Below are 26,242 nucleotides of genomic sequence, written 5' to 3'. Positions count from 1 at the left end.
CAAGGAAATCTAGCCGGTGACCTGCTCAGCGTCCGGCCGAGGTTTGGCGTCGTTGTTGCGGCGGTGGAGGTGGAGGCGGGCGGTCAGGGTCAGAGGGCGACCAGACCGGTCCGGTACGCGACGACCACGGCCTGGACCCGGTCGCGGAGACCCAACTTGGCCAGGATCCGGGCGACATGCGTCTTCACTGTCGCCTCCGACAGGTGCAGGCGGCCGGCGAGTTCGGCGTTGCTCAGGCCGTGGGCCAGCAGGCCCAGCACCTCCAACTCGCGCGGGGTCAGAGCGGCCAGGTCCCGGTGGATGGCCGGCGGGTCGGAGTCGCGCTGGGCGAACCGCTGCACCAGCCGCCGGGTGATCGCCGGCGCCAGCAGCGCGTCGCCGGAGCGGACCAGCCGGACCGCACCGACCAGATGCTCCGGGGTGACGTCCTTGAGCAGGAAGCCGCTCGCTCCCGCGGTCAGTGCCGCGTACACGTACTGGTCGAGGTCGAAGGTCGTGAGCATGATGATGCGCGGCGCCTCGCCAGCGCCGGCGAGGATCTGGCGGGCGGCCGCGAGACCGTCCAGGTCGGGCATCCGGATGTCCATCAGGACCACGTCGGGCCGGTGCCGGTGGACCGCCTCGACGGCCTCGACCCCGGTCGTCGCCTCGGCGACCACGTCGATCCCGTCCGCGGTCAGGATCATCCGGAACCCGGCCCGGACCAACGCCTGGTCGTCAGCGACCACCACCCGCAGCGCTGCGGTCATGCCGTGCCCCCCAGAGGTGTGCCCGTCCGGCCGCCGCCCGGGACGCCGTCGATCATGGCATTGTCCACCGGGATCAGGGCCTGGACCCGGTATCCACCGGTGAGTCGTGGACCCGCCTGCACCGTGCCACCGTAAACCGCCAGCCGCTCGCGCAGACCGATCAGCCCGCGCCCGGTGCCGGTACCGGCGGTCGCGCCGGCTCGGCCGCCGGTGTCGGTCACCTCGACCCGCAGGTGGGTCCCGGCGTAGTCGACGAGCACGCGGACGGATGCGCCGGCAGCGTGTTTGACGGCGTTCGTCAACGCCTCCTGCACCAGCCGGTACACGGTCAGCTCGATGCCGGACGGCAGCGGCCCCCGCTGCCCACGCACGACCAGCTCGACCTCGACCCCCGAGTCGCGCACCCGCCGCACCAGCGCGTCCAGCCCATCGAGGCCGGGCTGCGGGGCCAGCTCGGCCGCGCCCTCCTGCCCCAGCACGTCGCCGTCCATCGTGAGCAGCCCCATCACGTGCCGCAGCTCGGTCATCGCCGCCCGGCCGCCGGCTTCGACCGCGAGCAGCGCCGCCCGGGCGTCCTCGGGCCTGGACTCCATCACCTTGCGCGCCGCGCCCGCCTGAATCACCATCACGCTGACGTTGTGGGTCACCACATCGTGCAACTCCCGGGCGATCCGGGCCCGTTCGAACTCCGTCGCCCGGCGCAGCGCCTCGACCTGCTCGTGCTCCATGGCCGACATCCGCGCCCGGCCCTCGTCGGCATGCTGTTTCCACCGGCGAAGCCCCTCGGCCGCCACCGCGATCGGCAGCAGGATCAGGAACGGTACCGCGCTGTCGGACACCGAGCTGGCGTCCGACTGCAACCCGGCGTGCAGAATCGCGGCCGCCGGCAGACTGGCCAACGCCAGGATCTTGTACGGGCTGAACACAGCGGCGCTGTAGCCGGCCACCACGCAGGCGAAGAAGGACAGCCGCAGCGCGGCCGGATTGTCGTCGACCAGCACCGCGCTCGCCAGCACCACCCAGAGCGTCCCCAACGGGTACCGGCGGCGAAACAGCAACGGCAGTACGACGAGCATGAGCAGCGCCGCCGTCCAGCCGGTCCCGTCGTCCTCGACCGGCAGGAAGGGCGGCCACACCGGGTCGGGTGGCAGTGGCTCACCCCGCCAGAGCTCGCTCCGATCGAACTCGACGTGGTGCGGCTCCGGCCGGTCACCGTCACCCGAACCCGCCTGGATCGCGAGGAGACCGAGCCCGAGCGCCAGAAGCGCGTCGAACAGCTGCCCCCGGCGCGACAACGGTGGCAGCTGGCCGACCGGACGAGCCAGGGACCGGAGGTGGGCCCACAGCCGGACCACCATCGCACGCCCCGTCATCGGTTCATTCTCGGTGCCGACCGCGCCGGTGCCTATCCGCCGGGAGAGCGGTGTCGCTACATCGCACGCCTACCTCGCAGGGATGACGCCGCCACCGCTCATCCGGATGCGGTACCGAAGATGCCTCTCGCTGCCGATGTGTCCGACTCGTACCCGCCCCTAGCGTCAGCCTCGCCAGCTCACCACCACCTGAGGAGACGGGGACATGACCACACCGCTTATCGAACTGCACGAGGTGACACGCCGGTACGACGAAGGGCCGCCGGCGCTGCGTGAGGTGTCGTTGAGCGTCGCGGCCGGCGAGGCGGTGGCGATCCTCGGCCCGTCCGGCAGCGGCAAGTCGACGATGCTGAATCTGGTGGCCGGGTTGGACCGGCCGAGCACCGGCACTGTCACAGTCGACGGGGTGCGGGTCGACGAACTCGGCGAGGCGGCCTCCGCCCGGTACCGGAGGGCCCGGATCGGGCTGGTGTTCCAGTTCTTCAACCTCCTCGACGACCTGACCGTCGCCGACAACGTCATGCTGCCGGCACAGCTGGCCGGGATGGGCCGAGGCGCCGCCCAGCGCCGGGCGACCGAGCTGCTCGGCCGGCTCGGCGTGCAGCGGCACGCCGGCGCGTACCCGGGGAGGCTCTCCGGTGGTGAACGGCAGCGGGTCGCCGTCGCCCGCGCGCTGATGAACCGGCCGGCGCTGCTGCTGGCCGACGAGCCGACCGGGGCGCTGGACACCGCCTCCGGCGAGGACGTCATGCGGCTGCTGACCGAGCTGCACGCCGACGGGCAGACCATCGTGGTGGTGACCCACGACCTGGTTCTCGCCGAGACGTGCGCGACCCGGACCGTCCAGCTCCTCGACGGGCAGGTCGCCGCCGACTCCGCGGTGGAGCGGGTCCGATGAGCGCGTTGGCTCGGGTGGTCCGGGCCGGGGTCGGTCGGCGACGCGTCCAGACGGTCGTGATCGGCCTGGTCGTGATGATCGCGGTGACCTCGGCTGTCCTCGGCGGTTCGCTGATGGTGGCCTCCCAGGGACCCTTCGACCGGGCCTTCGGTCAGCAGCGGGGCGCGCACCTCACCGCCCAGTTCAACGCCCTCGCGGTCACCGAGGCGCAGCTGACGGCGTCAGCGAGCGCCGCCGGTGTCGCCGCGTCGGCGGGACCGTTTCCGAACGCGCAGCTGAACCTGACCGCCTCCATGGGCAACCCGGCACCGCCGGTGAACGTCGTCGGGCGGGCCGACCCGGGTGGCGCGGTCGACCGGGTGACCGTCGTCGAGGGCCGGTGGGCGACCGGCCCCGGGGAGATCGTGCTGGCCACGGGGGACCGCATGTGGTTGCCGCCGCAGGTGGTTGGCCAGCAGTGGAAGGTGTCCGACGCGCCCGGCAGCCCAGCGGTGACCGTCGTCGGGATCGCCCGGTCGGCCAGCCAGACCGCCGACGCCTGGACCACCCCGGCGCAGCTCGCGGCCTGGACCGGACCCGGCGGTCCCCGCACCTACCAGATGCTCTACCGCTTCGGGGCGGCCAGCACTGCCGACCAGGTCCAGACCGGCCGGACGGCAGTGGAGGCGACCGTCCCCGCCGCCGCGCTCGCCAGCGCCGTGTCGTGGCTTGATGTCCGCCGGGAGGCGACCGGCGAGACCGTCCTGCTGGTGCCGTTCCTGATCGCCTTCGGCCTGCTGGGCGTGGTCATGGCGGTGTTGATCATCGGTAACGTGATCGCCGGCGCGGTCTCCACCGCCACCCACCGGATCGGCATCCTCAAGGCGCTCGGCTTCACGCCAGCCCAGGTGGTCCGGGCGTACGTGGGGCAGGCGCTCATCCCGGCCACTGTCGGTGCGGCGCTCGGTGTGGTCGCCGGCAACCTCCTGACAGTGCCGATCCTCGCGGAGACCAACCAGCTCTACGGTACGAACGACAACGGGGTCGCGCTCTGGGTCGACGCGGTCGTGGCCGGCGGCGCGCTCACCCTCGTGGCCGTGACCGCCCTGGCCGCCGCGGCCCGGGCCGGCCGGTTGCGCAGCGTCGACGCGCTCGCCGTCGGGCGTACCCCACGGCCCGGCCGCGGTCAGTGGGCGGCCCGCCTGACCAGCCGGTTGCCGATCTCCCGGCCGGTGACGCTCGGCCTGGCCCACCCCTTCGCCCGACCGGTACGAGCGGTCAGCGTCGTCGCCGCGATCGCGTTCGGTGCGGCCGCGGTCACCTTCGCGGTCGGTCTCGGTACGTCGCTGAACCGGATCCAGGAGGTCGAGGACATCGCCGACGTCCAGGTCGGGGCACCGCACCGGATGCCGCAGGGAGGACCGCCGTCGGGTCCACGGAAGCCGCAGCCGTTCGACGACCCGGCAGCGATCGAGAGGGTGATCGCCGGCCAGGCGGGCACCGGCGGGTACCTGGGCATGGCTCGCAGCGAGATCACCGCCGACGGGATCACCGGGGAGCTCGACGTGGCCGCGGTCACCGGGCCTGACTCGGCGCGCTACTACCGGATGGTGTCGGGCACCTGGCTGACCGGACCGGCGCAGATCGTCGTTTCGACCCCGTTCCTGACCGCTGCAGGCAAGCGGGTGGGTGACAGCATCGTGCTGACCGACAAAGGTGTCGACATCACCGTCACGATCGTCGGTGAGGCGTTCAACACCGACAACGACGGCATGCAGGTCGTCACCGACGTCGCCACTCTGCGCGCGGCCGAGCCGGAGCTGGCACCGTCGATGTACTACGTCAACGTGGAGTCCGGCACCGACGTCGGGGCGTACGCCACAGCGTTGACGAAGGCACTGGACCCGGTCGGCGCGGTGGCCGACCGCCTCAACCACGATCCCGACGAGATGATCATCATCATCAGCGCGCTGACCGGACTGCTCAGCCTCATGCTGATTGTCGTCGCCGGCCTCGGGGTGCTGAACACGGTCGTCCTGGAAACCCGGGAACGCGTCCATGACCTGGGCGTGCACAAGGCGCTCGGGATGACACCCCGGCAGACCACGGCGATGGTCATCGCCTCGGTCGTGGTCACCGGTCTGGTCGGCGGCGCGGTCGGTGCGGCGGTCGGCGTGCTGCTGCAACGCACTGTCATCACCGAGATGGCGAGCAGCGTGGGCTTCCGCCTGCCGGGCTCGGTCCTCGACGTGTACGGCTCACTCGACCTGCTGCTCTTCGGTCTCGGTGGCCTGATCATCGCCGTGGTCGGTGCCCTGCTGCCGGCCGGCTGGGCGGCGAAGACCCGGGTCGCGGTGGCACTGCGAACCGAGTGACGGCAAGGAGCCGCCGCTCGCGGGAGTTGCCCGTGAGCGGCGGACACCCACCTGCGCCGGGAACTCAGACGCCTCGATCTCGTGGCGGCGGTCCGCTTCGTCCGACCGACGAAAGCCTCAGCCAAATCCCGCTTAAGTACGCCGCAGGATCATCGTCCCGACCCGTTCCTTTCCCGGATTGGACAGACGATGAATGTGCTTGATGTGCGACGGATCGCCACGGCGGCCGCCGTGTTGGTCGGCGCTGCCGGTGTCGCGGTGCTCGGCACGCCCGGTGCGGCCTCGGCGGATGCCACCCACTCCTGTGTGGTGCGCAACCCGATCTCCGAGACCGCGCACTTCACCTTCTACGACACCGGCACACCGGGTGAGGGCCCGGGGGACCGGGTCACCTTCCACAACGAGATCTTCAACGCGTCCGGAGTGCAGATCGGCACCGCGGACGGCGGCGCGCTGATCTACACCGGGTCGGACGGCGCTCTGTACGAGCGGATCGTCGCGGTCGACACATACACCGACGGTCGGGTGTCGTGGACCGCTCAGGTGTTGATCGCCTCGGCCGGCAGCGGCGAGGATCAGACGGCGACCGCGGTGGGGCTCACCGGGCGGTACGCCGGCAAGACCGGCGCCCGCCACTTCCAGGTCGTCGGCGCCACCGAGGCAGGCGTGACCCTCTTCGCCTCAAGCCTCACCGTCTGCGGCTGACCACCGGACGCGAAGATCTCCCGGAGCGGATCCGCTCCGGGAGATCTTCGCGTGGACGCTTCGGTGGAGTGACCGGTGACGTCCTCGCCGGGACCGGCGGACCGGGAAGCGACGAGCAGGAACGGGGTCACCCGGCCCAGGCCGGGTGACCCCTCCGACAGGCGCCCGGTCAGGCGGGCGAGCCGACCGCAGCGCGGTCCGCCGCGCCGAACCAGCGGCTCAGCGCCGCGTCGAGCGCGCCGCCGACCGGCCCGGCGTACGCCACGTGCCCGTCCGGCCGCAGCAGGACCGCGTCGGCGTCCAGATCCGGGTGGCGCTCGACGGTCACCACGCGCACCCGGTCGGAACGAGTCGGGGTGTCGCCGGTCACCCCATCGCTCAGCAGTAGTACCCCGCGCCCGTCGTGGAACAACTCCGCCAACGGCCGGTGGGCCTCCGCGGTGTGGACGTCCATCGGCGGCACCTGCGTACCAATCAGCGGATGGTCGTTGCCGAGCGGGTATCTGACCTCGGTGGGCATGCGGAGCAGCCGTCGGCTCACCTCCGGAATCTCGATGAGATCGCCGAACAGCTCCCGCAGCGCGGTCAGCCGGGTCAGTGGGTGCAGCAGCGTCAGGGTGGCCTCGGCGTGCCGGACCATCCGGGCACCGACCGGGCGGCGCTCGGCCTCGTACGTGTCCAGCAGTTCCTCGGACGCCCATCCGTTGACCACCGCCGCGAGCTTCCAACCCAGGTTCATCACGTCCTGGATGGCGGTGTTCAAACCCTGCGTACCGGAGATGAAGAGCTGGTGGGCGGCGTCGCCGGCCACCAGCACCCGGCCGGAGCGGTACCGGTCGGCCAGCCGGGTGGCGTGTCCGAACCGGGAGATGTAGTGAGTGTCGTCGATCTTCGGCACCCGGCCGGTGAGCCGGCCCAGACTCGCGGCCAGCTCGGCCGCCGTCGGTGGCGCGGCGTCCCGCACCGGTTCACGATCGAACTCGATGGACATCAGCCGGATCTTTCCGGGCTCGATGGGCAGCGCACCGAACAGGCCGCCCGGCCGCGGCCCGGCGTCGAACAGCTCGTGCAGGTCGTCGGTGAGCGTGACGTCCCCGAGGATGCCGTAGTAGGCCGGCAGGCTCCCGTCCAAGGTGATCCCGGCCAGCGTTCGCACCACGCTGTCCGGCCCGTCGCAGCCGACCAGGTACGAGGCGCGCACCTGCCGCTCGTCCCCGGCGGAGCGCACTGTCACTGTCACCCCGTCCTCGTCCTGCGCGAAGGCGGTCACCTCGGCACCCCGACTGATCCGGGCGCCGAGTTGCTCGGCCCGCGCCGCGAGCACCGCCTCCAGGCGGACCTGCGGGAAGCCGTACGTCAGGTCCCGCTCGCTGCCGGCGTCCAGATCGAGCCAGAGCAGCGAGAACGGCGTACGCGGCCACGGGAACAGGTGGTCGCGTACCGGCGCGGCCAGCCCGCGCAGGTCGAGCGTCTCGAGGCAGCGGGCGTGGACCGCCATGCCGTCACAGCGTTCCGGTGGCACGCTCCGGCGCTCGATCACCTCGACGTCCACGCCGGCCAGCGCAAGCTCGCCGGCCAGCAACAGGCCGGCGGGTCCACCACCGGCGATGACGACTGATCTGGTCATGGCACTCCTTCGGTCGAACGGGCTAGAGCGGGGTGTTGCCGTGCCGGCCGGGGCAGGCCCCCGGAGTACGCGGATCCGGCTCGGCCACGGCGACCCGGGGGACGGCCGGCGTGGTCATGCGGCCTCCTGGACGACCAACTCGGCGGCGGCGAGTTCCGCGTCGAGATAGCGGACCAGCGAGGCCACGGTGGGGTGCTCGTAGATGGCGACCGGCGGGAGGGCCAGCCCGGTCTCCGCGCAGAGCAGGTTGCGCAACTCCAGCGCGGTGAACGAGGAGAAGCCCAGGGCCATGAACTCCGCGTCGTCGTCGACCTCGTCGGTGGTGGCGTGGCCGAGCACGCCAGCGGCGTGCCGGCGGACCAGGTCGAAGAGGTACGGCTCCCGGTCACCGGCCGGCACCGACGTCAGGCGATGCCGAATCGGCCCGGTCTCGTCCGGGTCGTCGGGGGCCGCGACCGCTAGCCCGTCGAGCCAACCCGCCGGGGGGACGCCGGGCGCGTCGAGCCAGTAGCGGCGGCGGCGGAAGGCGTACGTCGGCAGCGGTGTCGGCACCTCGCCCGAGCCGGGCAGGAACGCCGCCCAGTCCACAGTGGCGCCGTGCACGTACGCGTGGGCCACCGCGAGGCCGAAGGTGAGCGGCTCGGGCCGGCGGCCGCGCAGGACCGGCGCCAGGACCGGGGTGCTGCCCGGCAGGCACTCGGGCACCAGTTGCGTCAGCGTCGGCTCCGGGCCCAGCTCCAGGTAGATGCTCGCGCCCTGGCCGTGCAGGCAGGTGACGGCGTCGGCGAAGCGTACGGTCTGCCGGACCTGCCGTACCCAGTAGCCTGCGGTCGCCAGCTCCTCGCGGGCCACCTGCCCGGTGACAGTGGAGACGACGGTGATCTGCGGCGGCGCGTAGCTCAGCTCGCGGGCCACCGCCTCGAACTCGGCCAGCACGGAATCCATGTGCGGCGAGTGGAAGGCGTGGCTCACCCGCAGCCGGTGGGTCTTGCGGCCGCGGCCACGCCACCCCTCGGCGATCCGCAGCACGTCCGCCTCGTCTCCGGCGAGCACCGCCGAGGCGGGCGAGTTCAGCACGGCCACGGCGACCGTCTCCGGAGTGTCGATCGAGGCGAGCAGCTCCTCCTCGTTGGCCTGCACAGCGACCATGGCGCCGCCCTCGCGGGCGGACTCCATCAGTCGGCCGCGAGCCGCGACGAGCCGGCACGCGTCGGCGAGGGTGAAGACTCCGGCGGCGTGCGCGGCCGCGATTTCGCCGATCGAGTGGCCGGCGACCAGGTCCGGGCGCAGACCGAGGTGTTCGAGCAGCCGGAACAGGGCCGTCTCCAGGGCGAAGAGCGCGGCCTGGGTGTACTGGGTGCGGTCCAGCAGGGCACTGTCGGAATCGGCGAACATCACCTCGCGCAACGGCCGCGGCAGGTGCGGGTCGAGGTGCGTGCAGACCTCGTCCAGGGCGGCGGCGAACACCGGGAACTCGGCCGCGAGCTGCCGTCCCATGCCGGGACGCTGGCTGCCCTGCCCGGTGAACAGGAAAGCGGTACGTGGTGGGGTGCCGGCGAAGCCGCTCACCACGTTGGTGGCCCGCTCTCCCGCGGCCAGTGCGGCCAGACCGCCCAGCAGGTCTGCGCGGTTGGCGGCGACGACCGCGGCGCGGTGGTCAAACCGGGTGCGAGTGGTCGCCAGTGCCCGCCCGGCGGCGGCGAGGCCGAGTTCCGGCCGCTCGCTGAGGTGCGCGTGCAGCCGAGCGGCCTGGTCCCGCAGCGCCGCCGCGGTCCGGGCCGAGACCGTCCAGGGCACCACGGCCGGAACGGGGGCGTCGACCGTCGGTTCGGCGCTGCTGGCGTCGGGGGCCTGTTCGATGATCAGGTGGGCGTTGGTGCCGCTGATGCCGAACGAGGACACCGCGGCGCGGCGCGGGACGTCGCCGCCCGGCCACTGCACCGGCTCGTTGAGCAGCGCCACAGTGCCGGCGCTCCAATCCACGTGGGTGCTCGGTGCGCCGGCGTGCAGTGTGCGCGGCAGCAGGTCGTGCCGCAGCGCGAGCACCACCTTGATCACGCCGGCCACGCCGGCAGCGGCCTGGGTGTGCCCGATGTTCGACTTGATCGAGCCGAGCCGCAGCGGCCGCTCCGCGGACCTCTCCGCGCCGTAGGTGGCGATCAGTGCCTGCGCTTCGATCGGGTCGCCGAGGGTGGTGCCGGTGCCGTGGGCCTCGACGGCGTCGACGTCGGCGGCGGTCAGCCCGGCGTCGGCCAGGGCCTGGCGGATCACCCGCTGTTGGGACGGTCCGTTCGGTGCGGTCAGCCCGTTGCTGGCACCGTCCTGGTTCACCGCGCTGCCGCGGATGACAGCGAGCACCGGATGGCCGTTGCGGCGGGCGTCCGACAGCCGTTCGAGCAGGAGCAGGCCGGCCCCCTCACTGAACCCGGCGCCGTCGGCCGCGTCCGAGAAGGACTTGCAGCGGCCGTCCGGCGCCAGGCCGCGCTGCCGGCTGAACTCCACGAACAGACCCGGCGTGGCCATCACGGTGACCCCGCCGGCCAGTGCGAGGGTGCACTCCCCGCGGCGGAGCGCCTGGGCCGCCAGGTGGAGCGACACCAGGGACGACGAGCACGCCGTGTCGACAGTGACCGCCTGCCCCTCGAGCCCGAGGGTGTACGCCACCCGCCCGGTGGCGACGCTGCCCGCGCTGCCGTTGCGCAGGAACGCCTCGTACTCCTTGGGCGCCTCGGGCAGCCGCGCGCCGTAGTCGCCGTACATCACTCCGCCGAACACGCCGGTGCGGCTACCGCGCACCGACACCGGGTCGATGCCGGCCCGCTCCAGTGCCTCCCAGGCGAGTTCGAGCAGGATCCGCTGCTGCGGGTCGGTGGCCGTCGCCTCCCGTGGGCTCATGCCGAAGAACGCCGGATCGAACTCCGCCGCGTCGTGCAGGAAGCCGCCCCTGCGGGTGTACGAGTGGCCGCTGCGGTCCGGGTCCGGGTCGTAGAGGTCGTCCACCCGCCAGCCGCGGTCGGTCGGGAACTCGCCCGTCGCGTCGCCGCCAGCGACCAGCAGGTCCCACAGCCGCTCCGGGCTGTCCACGCCGCACGGATAGCGGCAGCTCATCGAAACGATGGCGATCGGCTCCGGCAGCGCCGCCTCGAGCTCCGCCAGGCGCTGGCGCGTCTTGCGCAGCTCCGCGGTGGTCCACCGGAGATATTCCATCGTCTTGTCGTCAGCCGTCATCGGTATCCCTCTCCGTCCGGGTCGCGGGCTCAGCTGAGCGAGCGGCCCAGCTCCTTGTCGATGAAGTCGAAGATCTCGGCGGCGTCGGCCGACCGCAGGTGCTCGTCCACCACGTCCTCGGCGGCGTCCGCCGCCGGCGCGCCCGCCTCCTGCCAGTCGGCCAGCACCGCCTGCAATTTCCGGGTGATGACCAGCCGGGTCTCGAGGTCCGCACCGGGCGGAACGGTGCCCAGCGTGGTGCGCAGCCGGTCGAGTTCGGCAAGCACCGGCGAGGACGCGTCGGGTGCGTCCGGCACGAGCGCCTCGCGGACGTGCTCGGCGAGCGCGGCCGGGGTGGGGTAATCGAAGACCAGGGTCGGCGCCAGTCGCATGCCGGTGGCCGCGGTAAGCCGGTTTCGCAGCTCGACAGCGGTGAGGGAGTCGAACCCCAGGTCCTTGAACGCCTGCCCGGAATCGACGCGGTAGTCGGGGCCGTGACCGAGCACGGCCGCGACGGTCGAGGTGATCAGCTGTAGCAGCACCGCCCGCTGCTCCGACTCGGGCCGCCCGGACAGGTCGGCGAGCAGTGAGCCGCCGGCCGGCTCGGCGTCCCGGTGCCGCGGCGTCCGGACCAGCCCGCGCAGCAGCGCCGGCAGCAACCCGGATTCGGCGTGTCCGCGCAGCGCCACCGCGTCGATCAGAGCGGGCGCCACGACCGGCAGGTCGAGGGCTCGGGCCGCGTCGAACAGCTCCATGCCCTGCTCGGCCGGGATGGCGATCAGGCCGCTGCGGGCCATCCGGGTCACCCGACCGGTGCCCAACTGGGCGGCCATGCCGCTGTCCTGCTCCCACAGGCCCCAGGCCATCGCGGTGGCCGGCAGGCCGTGCAGCCGGCGGTGCTCGGCCAGCGCGTCCAGGAACGCGTTGGCCGCCGCGTAGTTGGCCTGGCCGGCGTTACCGAGCGTGCCGGCGAACGAGGAGAACAGCACGAACGCCCGCAGCGGCTGGTCGGCGGTGAGCTGGTGCAGATGCCAGGCCGCGTCCACCTTGGGCCGCAGCACCCGGGCCAACCGCTGCGGGGTGAGGGTGCCGAGGGTGGCGTCGTCGAGCACCCCGGCGGTGTGCAGGACCGCGGTGACCGGGTGCGCCTCGGGCACCGTGGCCAGCGCCGCGGCGAGCGCCTGCCGGTCCGCGGTGTCGCAGGCGACCACGTCGGCCGTCGCGCCGGCGGCCTCGAGTTCGGCCACCAGCTCGGCGGCGCCCGAGGCGTTCGGGCCGGACCGGCTCAACAGCAACAGCCGGCGTACGCCCTGCCGGTGCACCAGGTGCCGGGCCAGCAGGCCGCCGATCCACCCGGTGCCACCGGTGATCAGCACGGTGCCGTCCGAACCCAGCTCCGGCGCCGAGCCGGCGGCCGGCGGCAGGGTCGCCAGCCGGGCCGCGTACAGCACCTGGTCGCGGACGGCCAGCTGCGGCTCGTCGCCACCGAGAGCGACGGTGAGGGCCCGGCTGAGGCCGCCCGGTCCACTCACGTCGACAAGACCGATCCGGCCCGGGTGCTCGGTCTGAATGGCACGGACCAGGCCCCAGACCGGGGCGTTCAGCAGGTCGGTGACGCCCGAGCCGGCGGGCACGGCGACCGCGCCACTGGTCACCACCAGCACGCGCGCGCCGGCGTACCGGTCATCGGCGAGCCACTCCTGAAGGACCGCCAGAGTCTCCGCCAACCGGTGGCCGACCTCGGCGGGCAGGTCGGTCGGCCCGGTTGCCGGTGGGCACGGCAGCACCAGCACGTCGGGCGTCGGAGCCCCGGCGGTGACCGCCTCGGCCAGCTCGGCCGGGGAGCCGTGCACCGTGACCGGCCCGTGCCGGCCCAGCTCGTCGGCGAGGCCGAGGACGTCCGGGCCGAGCACCGCGTACCCGGCCATCGGGGCGTCCGTGGCATCGGCGGCGTCGGGATAGACCGGTGCCCACTCCACCGCGTGCAGCGCGCGCCGCAGGTGACCGGCGCGCAGCCCGGCGAGCATCTCCGGCCCGACCGGCCGGACCGCGAGCGCCTCGACCACGGCCACCGGCCGGCCCGCTTCGTCCGCGGCGGTCAGCGTCACCGTGTCCGGACCGGCCGCGGTGAGCCGTACCCGCAGCGTGGTGGCGGCGGTTCTGATCAGTCGTACGCCGCTCCACGCGAACGGCAGCCGCGCGCCGTCCTGCGCCACGCCGCCGGTGCTCAGATCGCCGGCCGCGTGCAGGGCCGCGTCCAGCAACGCCGGGTGCAGGCCGAAACGGCCCGCGTCCGCGTGTGCCTCCTCCGGCAGCGACACCTCGGCGTAGACCTCGTCGCCGAGGCGCCACACCCCGCGCAGCCCGCGGAATGTCGGCCCGTAGTCCAGGCCCGCCGCCTCGAAGGCGTCGTACCGACCGGGCACGTCGACCGGCTCGGCGTTCGGCGGCGGCCAACTTCCGGCCGGCGTCGGGACCGACTCGGGCGGCTCGTCGACCAGCACGCCGACGGCGTGCCGCGTCCACTCGCCGTCCGGGTCGGCCTCCGGCCGGGACCAGACCGTCAGCGGAGCCGGACCGCCGGCGGCGGCGTCCACCACCACCTGCACCTGGGCGGCACCGGCATCCGGCAGCACCAGCGGCGCGTGCAGGGTCAGCTCGCTCACCGCCGGGCGGCCGACCCGCGCGCCCACCCACAGCGCCAGGTCGACAAGGGCGGTGCCGGGCAGCACGGTGGTGCCGGCCACCACGTGATCGGCCAGCCAGGGATGGTCGGCCAGGGCGAGTCGTCCGGTGAAGACGCTGCCCCGCTCGCCCGCCAGCCGCACCTCCGCGCCCAGGAACGGGTGCTCGGTCGCGGTGAGCCCGGCCGCCGAGACGTCGCCGACCTCGGCGGCGCCGGTGAGCCAGTAGCGCTGCCGCTGGAACGGGTAGGTGGGCAGGCCGGTCGGGTCCACCGGGCCGGGCAGCACCGCCGCCCAGTCGATCCGCAACCCCTGCGCGTGCGCGGTGGCAGCGGCCAGCAGCACCTGATCCCAGCCGCCGCGCTCGCGGCGCAGCGTACCCAGCACCGCGCTGGGCGCTCCGCCGGCGTCGAGGGCCTCCACGGTGTCCTGGACAGCCCCGGTGAGCACCGGGTGGGCGCTGCACTCGATGAAGGTGCGGTAGCCGTCGGCGTGCAGCGCGGCCACCGCGTCGGCGAAGCGCACCGGCTGCCGCAGGTTGCGGTACCAGTAGTCGGCGTTCATCTCGGCGGTGTCGAGCGGTCCGCCGGTGACTGTCGAGTAGCAGGGCACCTCGGCGGGGCGCGGGTCCATCCCGTCCAACGCCGCGAGGATCTCGGCGCGCAGTTCCTCGACGTGCGCCGAGTGTGAGGCGTAGTCCACCTGCACCCGGCGGGCCCGGATGTCCGCCTGCTCACAGGCGGCCATGAGCTCGTCCAGGGCAGCCGGGTCACCCGAGACCACAGTGGCGTTCGGTCCGTTGACCGCCGCCAGCGAGATCCGACCCGGCCACTGGCCCAGCAGCTCGTCGACCTCGGCGGCCGGCCGCGGCACCGAGACCATGCCACCGCGCCCGGCCAGCGCCACGATCGCCCGGCTGCGCAGCGCGACGATCCGGCAGGCCTCGTCGAGGGTCAGCGCGCCAGCCACGTACGCCGCGGCGATCTCACCCTGGGAGTGGCCGACCACCGCGTCCGGACGCACGCCGAGCGCACGCCAGAGCGCGGCGAGCGAGACCATCATCGCGAACAACACCGGCTGGACCACGTCGACCCGGTCCAGGGTGGGCGCGTCGGGCTCGCCGCGCAGTACGTCCAGCAGCGACCAGTCGACGTGCCGGCTGAGCGCGGCGTCGCAGTCGGCGATCGCCGCCGCGAACACCGGGGCGGTGTCCAGCAGGCCGGCGGCCATGGCGGCCCACTGGCTGCCCTGGCCGGGGAAGACCAGCACGACCTTGCCGCGTTCGGTGGCTGTGCCCTGCACCGTCGTGGCGGCCGGCTCACCGCGGGCCACCGCGGCCAGTCCGGCGAGCAGGTCGGTCCGGTCGGCGCCGACCACTGCGGCGCGCAGCGGCAGGGCGGCCCGGCCCCGGGCGAGGACGGTGGCGATGGCGGTGACCGGAAGGTCAGGCCGGCCCTCCGCGTACGCCCGGATGAGGCCGGCCTGCGTACGGAGGCCGCCCTCGGTGCGCCCGGAGAGCAGCCAGGCGGTTGCCGGTGCGGGATCCGGGTTCGGCGTCTCGCTGGGTGCGGGTGCCTCCTCGAGGACGAGGTGGGCGTTGGTGCCGCTGATGCCGAACGAGGACACCGCGGCCCGGCGCGGATGCTCACCGGGCGTCCAGGGCTGCGCCTGCGTGAGCAGCCGCACGGTGCCGTCGGACCAGTCCACGTGGGGCGACGGCTCGGCGGCGTGCAGGGTCGGCGGCAGTTGCCCGTGCCGCATCGCCATGGCCAGCTTGATCACGCCGGCCACGCCGGCCGCGGCGAGAGTGTGTCCGATGTTCGACTTGATCGAGCCGAGCCACAGCGGCCGCTCCGCGGACCTCTCGGCGCCGTACGTGGCCAGCAGCGCCTGCGCCTCGATCGGGTCGCCGAGCGCGGTTCCGGTGCCGTGCGCCTCGACGGCGTCGACGTCGGCGGCACTCAGTCCGGCGTCGGCCAGGGCCTGCCGGATCACCCGCTGTTGCGAGGGGCCGTTCGGTGCGGTCAGACCGTTGCTGGCGCCGTCCGAGTTGATCGCCGAGCCGCGCAGCACGGCGAGCACCGGGTGGCCGTTGCGGCGGGCGTCGGACAACCGCTCCAACAGGATCAGCCCGGCGCCCTCGCCCCAGCCGGTGCCGTCCGCGCCGGCCGCGAACGCCTTGCACCGACCGTCCGGGGACAACGCCCGCTGGCGGCTGAACTCCACGAAGGACCGGGGCGAGGCGAGCACCGTGGCTCCGCCGGCCAGCGCCAGGTCACACTCGCCTCGGCGCAGCGCCGCGCCGGCCAGGTGGATCGCGACAAGCGACGACGAACACGCCGTGTCGATGGTCATGGCCGGCCCCTCGAAGCCGAACTGATAGGCGACCCGACCGGACGCCACGCTCGTGGTGGTGCCGGTGGAGAGGTAGCCCTCCAGGTCCTCCGGAACACGGCCGAGGTGGCTGCCGTAGTCCGACGCGATCACGCCGGCGTAGACGCCGGTGGCGCTGCCGCGCAGTTCGCCCGGGTCGATGCCCGCCCGTTCGAGGACCTCCCAGGCCAGTTCGAGCAGAAGCCGCTGCTGCGGGTCGGTGGCCAGCGCCTCGCGAGGGTTGATGCCGAAGAACCCGGCGTCGAACGCGTCCGCGTCATCGATGAACCCACCGGCCCGGGTGTAGCTGGTCCCGGCGTGCTCCGGGTCCGGGTCGTAGAGCCGCTCGGTGTCCCAGCCGCGATTGTCCGGGAACGGGCCGATGGCGTCGGTGCCGGTGGACACCAGTCGCCACAGATCCTCGGGTGAGCGAACACCACCCGGGTAACGGCAGCCGGCCGCCACGATGGCGATCGGCTCGTCGGCGACCGCGGACCCGCGTACCCGCCCGCTGGACGCGGCGGCCCGCACGGCCGCCGGTTCGAGGGCGGTCGCCAGATAACCAGCCAACGCTGCCGCGGTCGGGTAGTCGAAGACGAGCGTGGCGGGCAGCCTGAGCCCCGTCGCGGCGTCGAGCCGGTTGCGCAGTTCGACGCCGGTGAGCGAGTCGAAGCCGAGGTCGGTGAACGCCGCCGCCGGGTCGATCCGGTCGCCACCGGCGTGGCCGAGGACCGCGGCGACCTGCTCGCGGACCACAGTGATCAGCAGCTCGGTTCGTTCCGCCGAGGTCCGCCCGGCGAGCCGGGCGGCCAGCGCCGAGCCTCCCGTCACAGCGGCCCCGGACCGGGCGCGACGGGTCGACGGCCGGACCAGGCCGCGCAGGATCGCCGGCACCTCACCGGCCGCGGCCCGTTCGCGCAGGGCCGCCGTGTCGAGCCGGGCCAGCACGGGCGCGGTCCGGCCACCGGCCAGGGCCCGGTCGAACATGGCGAGCCCCTGCGAGGCGGTCAACGGCCGGAGCCCACCGCGGGCGATCCGAGCGCGGTCGGCCTCGCCGAGCCGGTCGGTCAGCCCGCTCGGGTCCTCCCACAACCCCCACACCATGGCCACCGCCGGCAGCCCGAGCCGCCGCCGCCGACCGGCCAACCCTTCGAGGTACGCGTTGGCGGCCGCGTAGCCGGCCTGTCCCGGGTTGCCGAGCGTGCCGGCCACCGAGGAGAAGAGCACGAACGCCGCGAGGTCCGTTCCGGCGGTGAGTTCGTGCAGGTGCCGCGCGCCGTCCGCCTTGGGTGCCAGCACTGTGGCCAGCCGGTCCGGTGTGAGCGCGTCCACCAGGCCGTCGTCGGTGCGGCCGGCGGCGTGGACGACAGCGGTCAGCGGCCGGTCGGCCGGCACCGAGGCGAGCAGCCGCGCAACCGCGTCCCGGTCGGACACGTCGCACGCGGCCACCACCGCCTCGGCGCCGGCCGCGGCCAGTTCGCCGACCAGTTCGACGGCGCCCGGTGTCTGCTCGCCGCGCCGGCCGACCAGCAGCAGGCGACGTACCCCGTGTCGCTCGACCAGGTGCCGGGCGAGCAGCGCGCCGAGGGCACCGGTGCCGCCGGTGACCAGGACGGTCCCGGCCGGGTCCAACGGCCGGGGCACGGTCACCACGACCTTGCCGATCTGCCGTGCCTGGCTCAGGTACCGCAGCGCCTCGGCGGCCTGCCGGATGTCCCACACCGTGGTGGGCAGCGGTCGGAGCACGCCCCGCGTGAACAGCGCCATCAGCTCACCGAGCATCTCGCGGATCCGGTCCGGGCCGGCCTCCATGAGGTCGAACGCGCGGTACGCGACGCCCGGGTGGTCGGCGGCCACCCGCTGCGGGTCGCGGATGTCGGTCTTACCCATCTCCAGGAAGCGGCCGCCGCGAGGCAGCAGGGCCAGCGACGCGTCGACGAACTCCTGGGCCAGCGAGTCGAGCACCACGTCGACGCCGTCGCCGTCGGTGGCGGCCAGGAAGGCGGTGGCGAAGTCGAGGGTCCGGGACGAGGCGACGTGTTCGTCGTCCAGCCCGACCGCCGTCCACTTGGCCGGGCTCGCGGTGCCGAACACCTCGGCGCCCAGGTGTCGGGCGAGCTGCACGGCGGCCATGCCGACGCCACCGGCCGCCGAGTGCACGAGCAGCCGTTCCCCGGCCCGCAGCTGGCCGAGGTCGGTGAGCGCATAGTAGGCGGTGAGAAACACGATCGGCACTCCCGCCGCGGTGGCGTACGACCACTCGTCGGGGATGCGGGTGACCAGGCGGGCGTCGGTGACCGCGACCTCGGCGAGCGCGCCCGCGAACAGGCCGGCGACCCGGTCACCGGGGGACAGCGCCGACACGCCCGTGCCGACCGCCTCGACGACGCCGCTCGCCTCGCTGCCCAGGTCGGCGTCGCCCGGATACATGCCGAGGCCGATCAGCACGTCGCGGAAGTTCAGGCCGGCGGCGCGAACCCGGATGCTCACCTCGCCCGGCCCGGGCGGGCCGGCGACCCGGTCGACCACCATCAGCTCGTCGAGGCTGCCCCGACCGGACACGTCCAGGCGCCACGGACGGTCGGTGGTGGGCAGCTCGGACGCGGCGCCGGCCCGTTCGAGCCGGGGCGCCAACACCCGGCCGTCGCGTACCGCCAGCTGCGGTTCGCCGGTGGCGAGCGCGGCCGGAACGGCGGCCTCGGAGGCGGGCGAGCGGTCCACGTCGATCAGTACCACCCGGCCCGGGTGCTCACTCTGCACCGTCCGGACCAGACCCCAGACGGCAGCCCCGTTCGGGTCGTCGCCGCCCGCTGCGGGCGCCGCGGGCACGGCCAGCTCGGTCCGCACGACGAGCCGTCCGTCGCCGGCCAGTCCGGCGCGGACCGCGGCCAGCACGGTGCGCAGCGCGTCGGTGTCGCCGTACGGCACTGTGATCGTCGTGTCGTCCGGCGTCGCTTCCGGCTCCGGTGTGGGCACGGGGGTCCAGGCCACCGTGTACTCCTCGTCGGCGGTCCGCAGCTGGTCGGCCGAGACGGCGCGGAGTTCCAGGCGGTCCACGCCGACCACCGGCGCTCCGTCCTCGTCGACAGCGATCAGCCCGACCGCGTCGCCGTCGCGGCGTAGCCGGACCCGCAGGTCGGTGGCGGCCGAGGCGTGCAGCGTCACCCCGGACCAGGCGAACGGCAACCGGGCGGGCTCGTCCTCGCCGGCGGCGGCGATCAGCGCGTGCAGGGCGGCGTCGAGCAGCGCCGGGTGGATGCCGAACTTTCCGGCGTCGGCGTGCTCGGCTTCCGGCAGGTGCACCTCGGCGAGCAGGTCCGGGCCGTCGCGCCAGGCGGCGCGCAGCCCTCGGAAGGCCGGACCGTACCGGTAACCGAGCCGGGCCAGCCGGTCGTAGGCATCGTCGACGGCCAGCGGCTCCGCGTCCTCGGTCGTCCACCGGGGAACCTCGACCGGCTCCCCGGCCCGGGACAACCGGCCGGTGGCGTGGCAGGTCCAGACGCCGTCCTCGGCGGCGGGCCGGGAGTGCACCGACACGACGCCGTGGCCGTCGTCGTCCGGTGCGCCGACGGCGAGCTGCACCGCGACGGCGTCACGTTCGGGCAGCACCAGCGGCGCGTGCAGCGTGAGGTCGTCGACCCGGCCGTAGCCGGCCTGGCGGGCGGCCAGCAGCGCCAGCTCGACGAATGCGGTGCCGGGCAGCAGCACGGCGTCCAGCACGACGTGGTCGGCCAGCCACGGGTGGGTACGCCGGGACAACGATCCGCTGAGCAGGTGCCCGCCCGCGTCGGCGAGCTGGACCATCGCGCCGAGGATCGGGTGACCGGCCGACCGCAGCCCCGCCGCGGCCATGTCGCCCGCCCGCTCGGGCCGCAGCCAGTACGACCCGTGCTGGAACGGGTAGGTGGGCAGTCCGACGCGCCGTCCACCGCATCCGGCCAGCACCGCCGACCAGTCGACCGGTACGCCGGCCTCGAAGGCCCGGCCCAGGCCGGTGAGCAGGCTGCGCGCCTCCGGCCGGCCGCGCCGCTGGGTGGCGGTGACCGACGCGCTGTCGGCCGGCAGGCACTCGGCCGCCATCGGGGCGAGGACGGCGTCCGGGCCGACCTCCACGTAGTGGGCGATGCCACGCGCGGCGGCGGTGGCCATCCCGTCGGCGAACCGGACCGCCTCGCGCACATGCCGGACCCAGTAGTCGGCGGTGACCAGGTCGTCACCGTCGGCCAGCGCGCCGGAGAGGTTGGCGATCACCGGGATCGTCGGTGGATGGTAGGTGAGCGACTCGGCCACCCGGCGGAACTCGGCCAGCATGGGCTCCATCCGTCGCGAGTGGAACGCGTGACTGACCCGGAGCAGCCGGCTCTTGCGGCCCTGCGCGGCCCAGCGGGCGGCCACCTTGGTCACGGCCTCGGCCGCGCCGGAGATCACGACGGCGCGGGGCGCGTTCACCGCCGCGATGTCGACCCGGTCGTCGCCGCTCAGCTCCGCCTCGGTCACCTGTAGCGCCGCCATCGCGCCACCGGTCGGCAGCGCCTCCATCAGCCGGCCGCGGGCCGCGACCAGCGCCGCCGCGTCGTCCAGCGACAGCACTCCGGCCACCTGGGCTGCGGCGATCTCGCCGATCGAGTGGCCGATCAGCAGATCCGGCCGCACGCCCCAGGACAGCAGGAGCCGGTGCAGCGCCACCTCGACCGCGAACAGCGCCGGCTGCGTCCAGCCGGTGCGGTCCAGCAGGTCCGGTTCGCCGAGCACCTCGAGCAGCGGCCGGGGCAGGTGGGGCGCGAAGGCCGCGCACACCTCGTCGAGCGCCGCGCGGAACACCGGGTACGCGTCGGCCAACTCCAGCCCCATGCCGGCGCGCTGGCTGCCCTGTCCGGAGAACAGGAACGCCACCGGTCCGGTCACCGACGGCGTCGACGTGCCACCGGCCACCGCGCCGAGGGCCTCGGTGATCTCCTCGGCGGTCTCGCCGACCACCACGGCCCGGTGCGGCAGCAGCGCCCGGGACGTGGCCAGCGACCAGGCCACGTCGGCCGGCGCGGCGCCCACCGTCGCGAGCCGGCGGGCTTGGTCGCGGAGGGCGGACGCACCGTGACCGGAGAATGCCCAGGCCACCGGCCCGCCCGGGTACACGGCCGGCGCGGCCTCGGCTGCGGGGGCCTCCTCGACGATGACGTGCGCATTGGTGCCGCTGATCCCGAAGGACGACACACCGGCCCGCCGTGGCTGGTCGCCGGGGAGCCAGTCGGCGGGCTCGGTGAGCAACTCGACCGAGCGGTCCGACCAGTCCACGTGGGAGGTGGGCAGGTCGGCGTGCAGCGTGCGCGGCAGTGAGTGGTTCCGCAGCGCCAGCACCATCTTCATGATCCCGGCGACGCCGGCGGCCGCCTGGGTGTGGCCGATGTTCGACTTGATCGAGCCGAGGCGCAGTGGCTCCCGCCGGTTCCGCCCGTACGCGGCGAGCACCGCCGCCGCTTCGATCGGGTCACCCAGTGCCGTACCGGTGCCGTGCGCCTCGACGGCAGTGACGTCCATCGGCGCCAGGTTCGCGTCGGCCAGGGCCTGTCCGATAACCCTTTCCTGGGCTGGTCCGCTCGGCGCGGTCAATCCGTTGCTGGCGCCGTCCTGGTTGACCGCCGAGCCACGGATCACCGCGAGGACCGGATGGCCGAGTCGCACCGCGTCGGAGAGCCGCTCGAGGACGAGCACCCCGCAGCCCTCGGCGAAGCCGGTGCCGTCGGCGCCGTCGGCGAACGACTTGCACCGGCCGTCGGGCGCGAGCCCGCGCTGCCGGCTGAACTCGATGAACAGGGCAGGGTTGCCCATCACCGTGGCGCCGCCGGCCAGCGCCAGGCCGCACTCACGGCGGCGCAGAGCCTGACTGGCCAGGTGTACGGCGACCAACGACGACGAGCAGGCGGTGTCGATGGTGACGGCCGGCCCCTCCAACCCGAACGTGTACGCCAACCGGCCGGACGCCACGCTTGTGGTGTTGCCGGTGAGCAGGTACCCCTCCAGGTCGGCGGGGACCGACTCGGGCGGCGGCGCGTACCCGGTGGCGATGACGCCGAGGAAGACGCCGGTGTCGCTGCCGCGCAGCCCGGTCGGGTCGAAGCCGGCCGATTCGAGCGCTTCCCAGCCGGTCTCGAGCAGGATCCGCTGCTGTGGATCGATCGCGGTGGCCTCCCGCGGGTTGATGCCGAACAGGTCCGGATCGAACCGGTCGGCGTCGTGCAGGAAGCCGCCTCGGGTCACGTAGGTGGTGCCCAGGTGGTCCGGGTCCGGGTCGAAGAGCGCGTCCTCGTCCCAGCCAGGCCGGTCCGGGAAGCCGGTGATCGCGTCGCGCCCGTCGTCGAGCAGTCGCCACAACTCCTCGGGAGTGTTCACTCCGCCCGGGAAGCGGCACCCCATCCCGATCACCGCGATCGGCTCGTGGTCGCGCGCGCTGAGTTCACGCAGCCGCCCGTTCGCCTTCCGCAGATCCGTGGTTGCCCGCTTCAGATAGTCGCGGAGCTTGTCTTCCTGATCGGTGGCCATGACCGTTCCCGCCCCTTCAGACCGCGCCGAGTTCGTTGTCGAGTACGTCGAACAGTTCGTCGTCACTGACCGGCTCCGGGTCGCCGGTCTCCGTGTCGCCCGGCTCGTCACCGGCGTTGCCCCACTTCCAGAGCAGGGCGCGCAGCCGCGGGCCGACCGTGGTGCGGGCCCGGTCATCCCAGTTCAGGCCGGTCAGCGCCGCGTCGATCTCGTCCAACCCGGACAGCACCAGCGAGGCCGGGTCGGGCAGGTCCGGCAGCAGCACGCCGCGCAGCCGGTCCGCCAGTTCGACGGCGGTGGGATGGTCGAAGACGAGCGTGGCCGGCAGGGTGAGCCCGGTGGCTGCGGCCAGCCGGTTGCGCAGCTCGACCGCGGTGAGGGAGTCGAACCCCAGATCTCGGAACGCCCGGTCGGGTGTCACCCGATCGGGTTCGGCGTGCCCGAGGACGGTGGCCACGTGCATCCGCACCAGGTCGAGCAGGAACGTGCGCTGGCCGTCCGGGTCGAGCCCGCCCAACCGGGTACGCAGCGTCGAGGCTCCGCCGGCCGTCGTCTCGCCGGCGGCCCGGCGGGGCGCGGCGCCGGTGAGTGCCCGCAGCAACGGCGGCACCGGACGGTCACCGTCGGGCTCCGTCGACGAGGGCAGCATCAGGTGGATCGGCACCACCGCCGGACGGCCCAGCGCCACCGCCGCGTCGAAGAGGGTCAGGCCCTCGTCGGCGGTCAGCGGCCGCGTCCCACCACGGCGCAGCCGCTCCCGGTCGGCGTCGCCCAGGTGTCCGGTCATGCCGCTCGCCTCGGCCCACAGCCCCCAGGCCAGGCTGGTGGCCGGGAGCCCGTGGCGGCGGCGCATCCGGGCCAGGCCGTCCAGGTACGCGTTGGCCGCCGCGTAGTTGCCCTGGCCCGGGGTGCCGAACGTGCCGGCCGCCGAGGAGGCGAGCACGAACCAGGCCAGGTCCTGGCCGGCGGTGAGTTCGTGCAGGTGCCAGGAGGCGTCTGCCTTGGGCCGCAGCACGGCGGCCAGCTTCTCGTCGGTCAGGGCGGGCACCATGGCGTCGTCCAGCACGCCGGCGTTGTGCAGCACCGCGGTCAGCGGGTGAGCGGCCGGGACGGCGGCGAGCACCGCCGCCAGCGCTTCCCGGTCGGCGGTGTCACAGGCCGCGAAGGTGGCTTCGGCGCCCAGTTCGGCGAGGTCGGCTTGCAGCTTTTCGGTGCCCTCCGCCTCGGCCCCACGCCTGCTGACCAGCAGCAGGTGGCGGACACCGTGCTCGGCCGCGAGATGGCGGGCCAGCCGACCGCCCAGCATGCCGTTGGCGCCGGTGACCAGGACCGTGCCCGCCGGGTCGAGCGGCGTCGGCACGGTGAGCACCACCTTGCCGACGTGCCGCGCCTGGCTGAGATAGCGGATTGCCTCGGGGGCGCGGCGCACGTCGAACGCGGTCACCGGCAGCGGCCGCAGTTCGCCCGCGTCGCACCGTTGGCGCAACTCGACGAGCATCTCCTGGATCCGGTCGGGCCCGGCATCGAGCAGGTCGAAGACCCGGTAGCCGACGCCCGGCCGTTGCGCGGCGACCTCGTCCGCGTCCCGGATGTCGGTCTTGCCCATCTCCAGGAAGCGGCCGCCGGGGCCGAGCAGGTCGAGAGAGGCGTCGACGTACTCGCGGGCCAGCGAGTTGAGCACCACGTCGATCCGCGCGTCGCCCAGCCGGCCGGCCAGTTCGCTGGCGAAGCCCAGGTCACGTGACGAGGCGATGTGCGCGTCGTCGAAGCCCTGGGCGCGCAGCACCGGCCACTTCGGTGGGCTGGCCGTGGCGTACACCTCGGCGCCCATGCTCCGGGCCAGTTGCACCGCGGCCATGCCGACGCCACCGGTGGCGGCGTGCACCAGGATCCGTTCGCCGGCCCTCAGGCCGGCCAGGTCGACCAGGCCGTAGAACGCGGTCATGAAGACCACCGGCAGGCCGGCCGCCTCGGCGAACGACCATCCGGCGGGTACCCGGGTCAGCAGCCGGGCGTCGGTCACCGACACCGGACCCACACCTCCGGAGAGCAGGCCCATCACTCGGTCGCCGGGCGCCACCGTTGTGACGTCCGGCGCGACCTCCAGGACCACGCCGGCGGCCTCGCCGCCGGCCGGTCGCGCATCATCGGGCACCATGCCGAGCGCCAGCAGGACGTCCCGGAAGTTGAGCCCGGCCGCCCGGACGGCGATCCGCACCTGGCCGGCGGTGAGCGGAACGTCTGCGTTGTCGTTCGGCTCTAGGGCCAGGTCGTCGACGCCGCCTCGGCCGGTGAGCCGCAGCGCCCAGGATCCGGGCCCGGACGGAAGCTCCAGCGGCCCGGCGCCGGTGACGCGGACGAGCCGGGCGGCCGTCGCGACTCCGTCGCGGACGGCGAGCTGTGGTTCCGCGCCGCCGGCGAGTTGCGGCACCTGGGTGTACGAGGCCGGCAGCGCGTCGGTGTCGACCAGGACGAACCGGTCCGGGTTCTCCGACTGCGCCGAGCGCACCAGACCCCACACCGCGCTGTGCGCCAGGTCGGCGGGGGACTCGGCGGGCCCGGCAGCGACCGCCCCGCGGGTCAGCACCACCAGCCGGCCGTTCCCCCGCAGCGTCTCCTGGAGCACCGACAGCACCTCGGCGAGTACGTCGAGCACCGCCTGTGGCCCGTTGTCGGGCGCCGTCGGGCACGGGTAGAACCTGACGTCCGCGTCGTCCGGTCCGGTGAGTTCCACGCCGGTGTCGGCGAGCGCGGCGGACAGGCCGGCGTCCGTACCGAGCAGTGCCCATCGCCCGGTCGGGACCTCCTGCGGCGCGGCGGCCACCCAGTCGAGCTCGTACAGCGACTCCGGCACCCGGCGGGCGTTCACGTCGTGTGTCGGCGCCACTCGCGCGGCCAGTGACTCCACGGTCAGCACCGGCTGGCCGGCCGGGTCGGTCGCGTGGATCGCCACCGTCTCGCCGGTCCGCCGCAGGTGCACGCGGAGCACGGTGGCCCCGGTGGCGTGCAGGGTGACGCCGCCGAACGCGAACGGCAGGCGAACCTCGTCGCCGGCGGCGGCCAGCGGGTGCAGCGCGGCGTCGAGCAGCGCCGGGTGCAGCATGAACCGGGCCGCGTCGGCGTGCTGCTCGGCGGGGAGGGCGACCTCGGCGTACAGATCCTCCCCCTGCCGCCAGGCGGCGCGGAGGCCGCGGAAGGCGGGCCCGTAGTTCAGCCCGAGTCCGTGCAGCCGGTCGTAGTCCACGTCGAGCGGCTCGGCTCCGGCCGGTGGCCAGGCCGCGGCGGGTGGGGCGGGCTCGGGCCGGCCGGCGGTCAGGGTGGCGGTGGCGTGGGTCGTCCACGGCCCGGCCGCATCGTCGACTGGCTGGCTGTACACCGTGAGGGTGCGCCGGTCCGGGCCGTCACTGTCGAGCACGGCGTGCAACCGGGCCGGCTCGGCCAGGAGCAGCGGAGCCTGCAGGGTCAGTTCGGACAGCTGCGGGAATCCGGCGGCCAGCCCGGCGTGGAGGGCGAGGTCGAGGTAAGCGGTGGCGGGCAGCAGCGCGGTGCCGCGCAGGGCGTGGTCGCGGATCCAGGGCTGTGTCTGCGCGCTGAGCGTCGAGGCGTAGAGGGTCGCCTCCTGGTGAGGCAGCCGCGTCGTGGTGGCGAGGAGGGGGTGGGTGGTGGGGTTGAGGCCGAGGGTGTGGGGGTTGGTGTGGGTGTGTGGTGGTGCGGTGAGCCAGTGGCGGGTGCGGG

The 26,242-nt window shown here is 74.1% G+C and carries 9 protein-coding genes; 3 read left to right on the top strand and 6 right to left on the bottom strand.

The window, feature by feature from the left end:
* Positions 1–89: 89 nt before the first annotated feature.
* Together ABZU25_RS25885 and ABZU25_RS25880 are read right to left on the bottom strand one after the other, a co-directional pair.
* Positions 90–749 (bottom strand): response regulator transcription factor, encoded by a 660-nt coding sequence (locus ABZU25_RS25885; protein WP_355031958.1) that lies wholly within the window; start codon positions 747–749, stop codon positions 90–92.
* Complete coding sequence (locus ABZU25_RS25880) at positions 746–2,122, bottom strand: histidine kinase (protein WP_355031957.1); 1,377 nt, start codon at positions 2,120–2,122, stop codon at positions 746–748. Before ABZU25_RS25880 ends, ABZU25_RS25885 begins: the two co-directional genes overlap by 4 nt.
* Before the next feature lie 205 nt (positions 2,123–2,327).
* Between ABZU25_RS25880 and ABZU25_RS25875 the strand changes: the two genes are divergently transcribed.
* The 3 genes from ABZU25_RS25875 (at position 2,328) to ABZU25_RS25865 (ending at position 6,079) form a co-directional block, all read left to right on the top strand.
* Entirely contained in the window at positions 2,328–3,020 is a 693-nt protein-coding gene (locus ABZU25_RS25875) for an ABC transporter ATP-binding protein (RefSeq protein ID WP_355031956.1), read from the top strand.
* Positions 3,017–5,374, top strand: coding sequence for an FtsX-like permease family protein (locus tag ABZU25_RS25870; RefSeq protein ID WP_355031955.1), 2,358 nt, complete (start codon positions 3,017–3,019; stop codon positions 5,372–5,374). Before ABZU25_RS25875 ends, ABZU25_RS25870 begins: the two co-directional genes overlap by 4 nt.
* A 189-nt stretch (positions 5,375–5,563) precedes the next feature.
* Positions 5,564–6,079: a hypothetical protein gene (locus ABZU25_RS25865; RefSeq protein WP_355031954.1), complete on the top strand. Its 516-nt coding sequence runs from the start codon at positions 5,564–5,566 to the stop codon at positions 6,077–6,079.
* Between the two features lie 169 nt (positions 6,080–6,248).
* Here the strand turns inward: ABZU25_RS25865 and ABZU25_RS25860 are convergent, their stop codons facing one another.
* The 4 genes from ABZU25_RS25860 to ABZU25_RS25845 all read right to left on the bottom strand — a co-directional run.
* Entirely contained in the window at positions 6,249–7,706 is a 1,458-nt protein-coding gene (locus ABZU25_RS25860; protein WP_355031953.1) for an FAD-dependent monooxygenase, read from the bottom strand.
* A 114-nt stretch (positions 7,707–7,820) separates the two neighbouring features.
* A complete protein-coding gene (locus ABZU25_RS25855; protein WP_355031952.1) occupies positions 7,821–10,934 on the bottom strand; it encodes a type I polyketide synthase in 3,114 nt (1,037 codons plus the stop codon).
* Between the two features lie 29 nt (positions 10,935–10,963).
* On the bottom strand, positions 10,964–22,507 hold the full coding sequence (locus ABZU25_RS25850; RefSeq protein WP_355031951.1) for an SDR family NAD(P)-dependent oxidoreductase: 11,544 nt from the start codon (positions 22,505–22,507) through the stop codon (positions 10,964–10,966).
* Between the two features lie 16 nt (positions 22,508–22,523).
* On the bottom strand, positions 22,524–26,242 hold a 3,719-nt coding region (locus ABZU25_RS25845), incomplete at its 5' end, for an SDR family NAD(P)-dependent oxidoreductase (RefSeq protein ID WP_355031950.1).

This window comes from Micromonospora sp. NPDC005215 (genome assembly GCF_040607915.1).
Classification (GTDB): Bacteria; Actinomycetota; Actinomycetes; order Mycobacteriales; family Micromonosporaceae; genus Micromonospora.
This window is presented reverse-complemented; position numbering and strand designations above follow the sequence as displayed.

Bases quoted from the DNA above. Each gene is read 5' to 3' on its own strand.
- ABZU25_RS25875 (WP_355031956.1), top strand. From the start codon at position 2,328: ATGACCACACCGCTTATCGAACTGCACGAGGTGACACGCCGGTACGAC.
- ABZU25_RS25870 (WP_355031955.1), top strand. From the start codon at position 3,017: ATGAGCGCGTTGGCTCGGGTGGTCCGGGCCGGGGTCGGTCGGCGACGC.
- ABZU25_RS25850 (WP_355031951.1), bottom strand. From the start codon at position 22,507: ATGGCCACCGATCAGGAAGACAAGCTCCGCGACTATCTGAAGCGGGCA.
- ABZU25_RS25855 (WP_355031952.1), bottom strand. From the start codon at position 10,934: ATGACGGCTGACGACAAGACGATGGAATATCTCCGGTGGACCACCGCG.
- ABZU25_RS25885 (WP_355031958.1), bottom strand. From the start codon at position 749: ATGACCGCAGCGCTGCGGGTGGTGGTCGCTGACGACCAGGCGTTGGTC.
- ABZU25_RS25860 (WP_355031953.1), bottom strand. From the start codon at position 7,706: ATGACCAGATCAGTCGTCATCGCCGGTGGTGGACCCGCCGGCCTGTTG.
- ABZU25_RS25880 (WP_355031957.1), bottom strand. From the start codon at position 2,122: ATGACGGGGCGTGCGATGGTGGTCCGGCTGTGGGCCCACCTCCGGTCC.
- ABZU25_RS25865 (WP_355031954.1), top strand. From the start codon at position 5,564: ATGAATGTGCTTGATGTGCGACGGATCGCCACGGCGGCCGCCGTGTTG.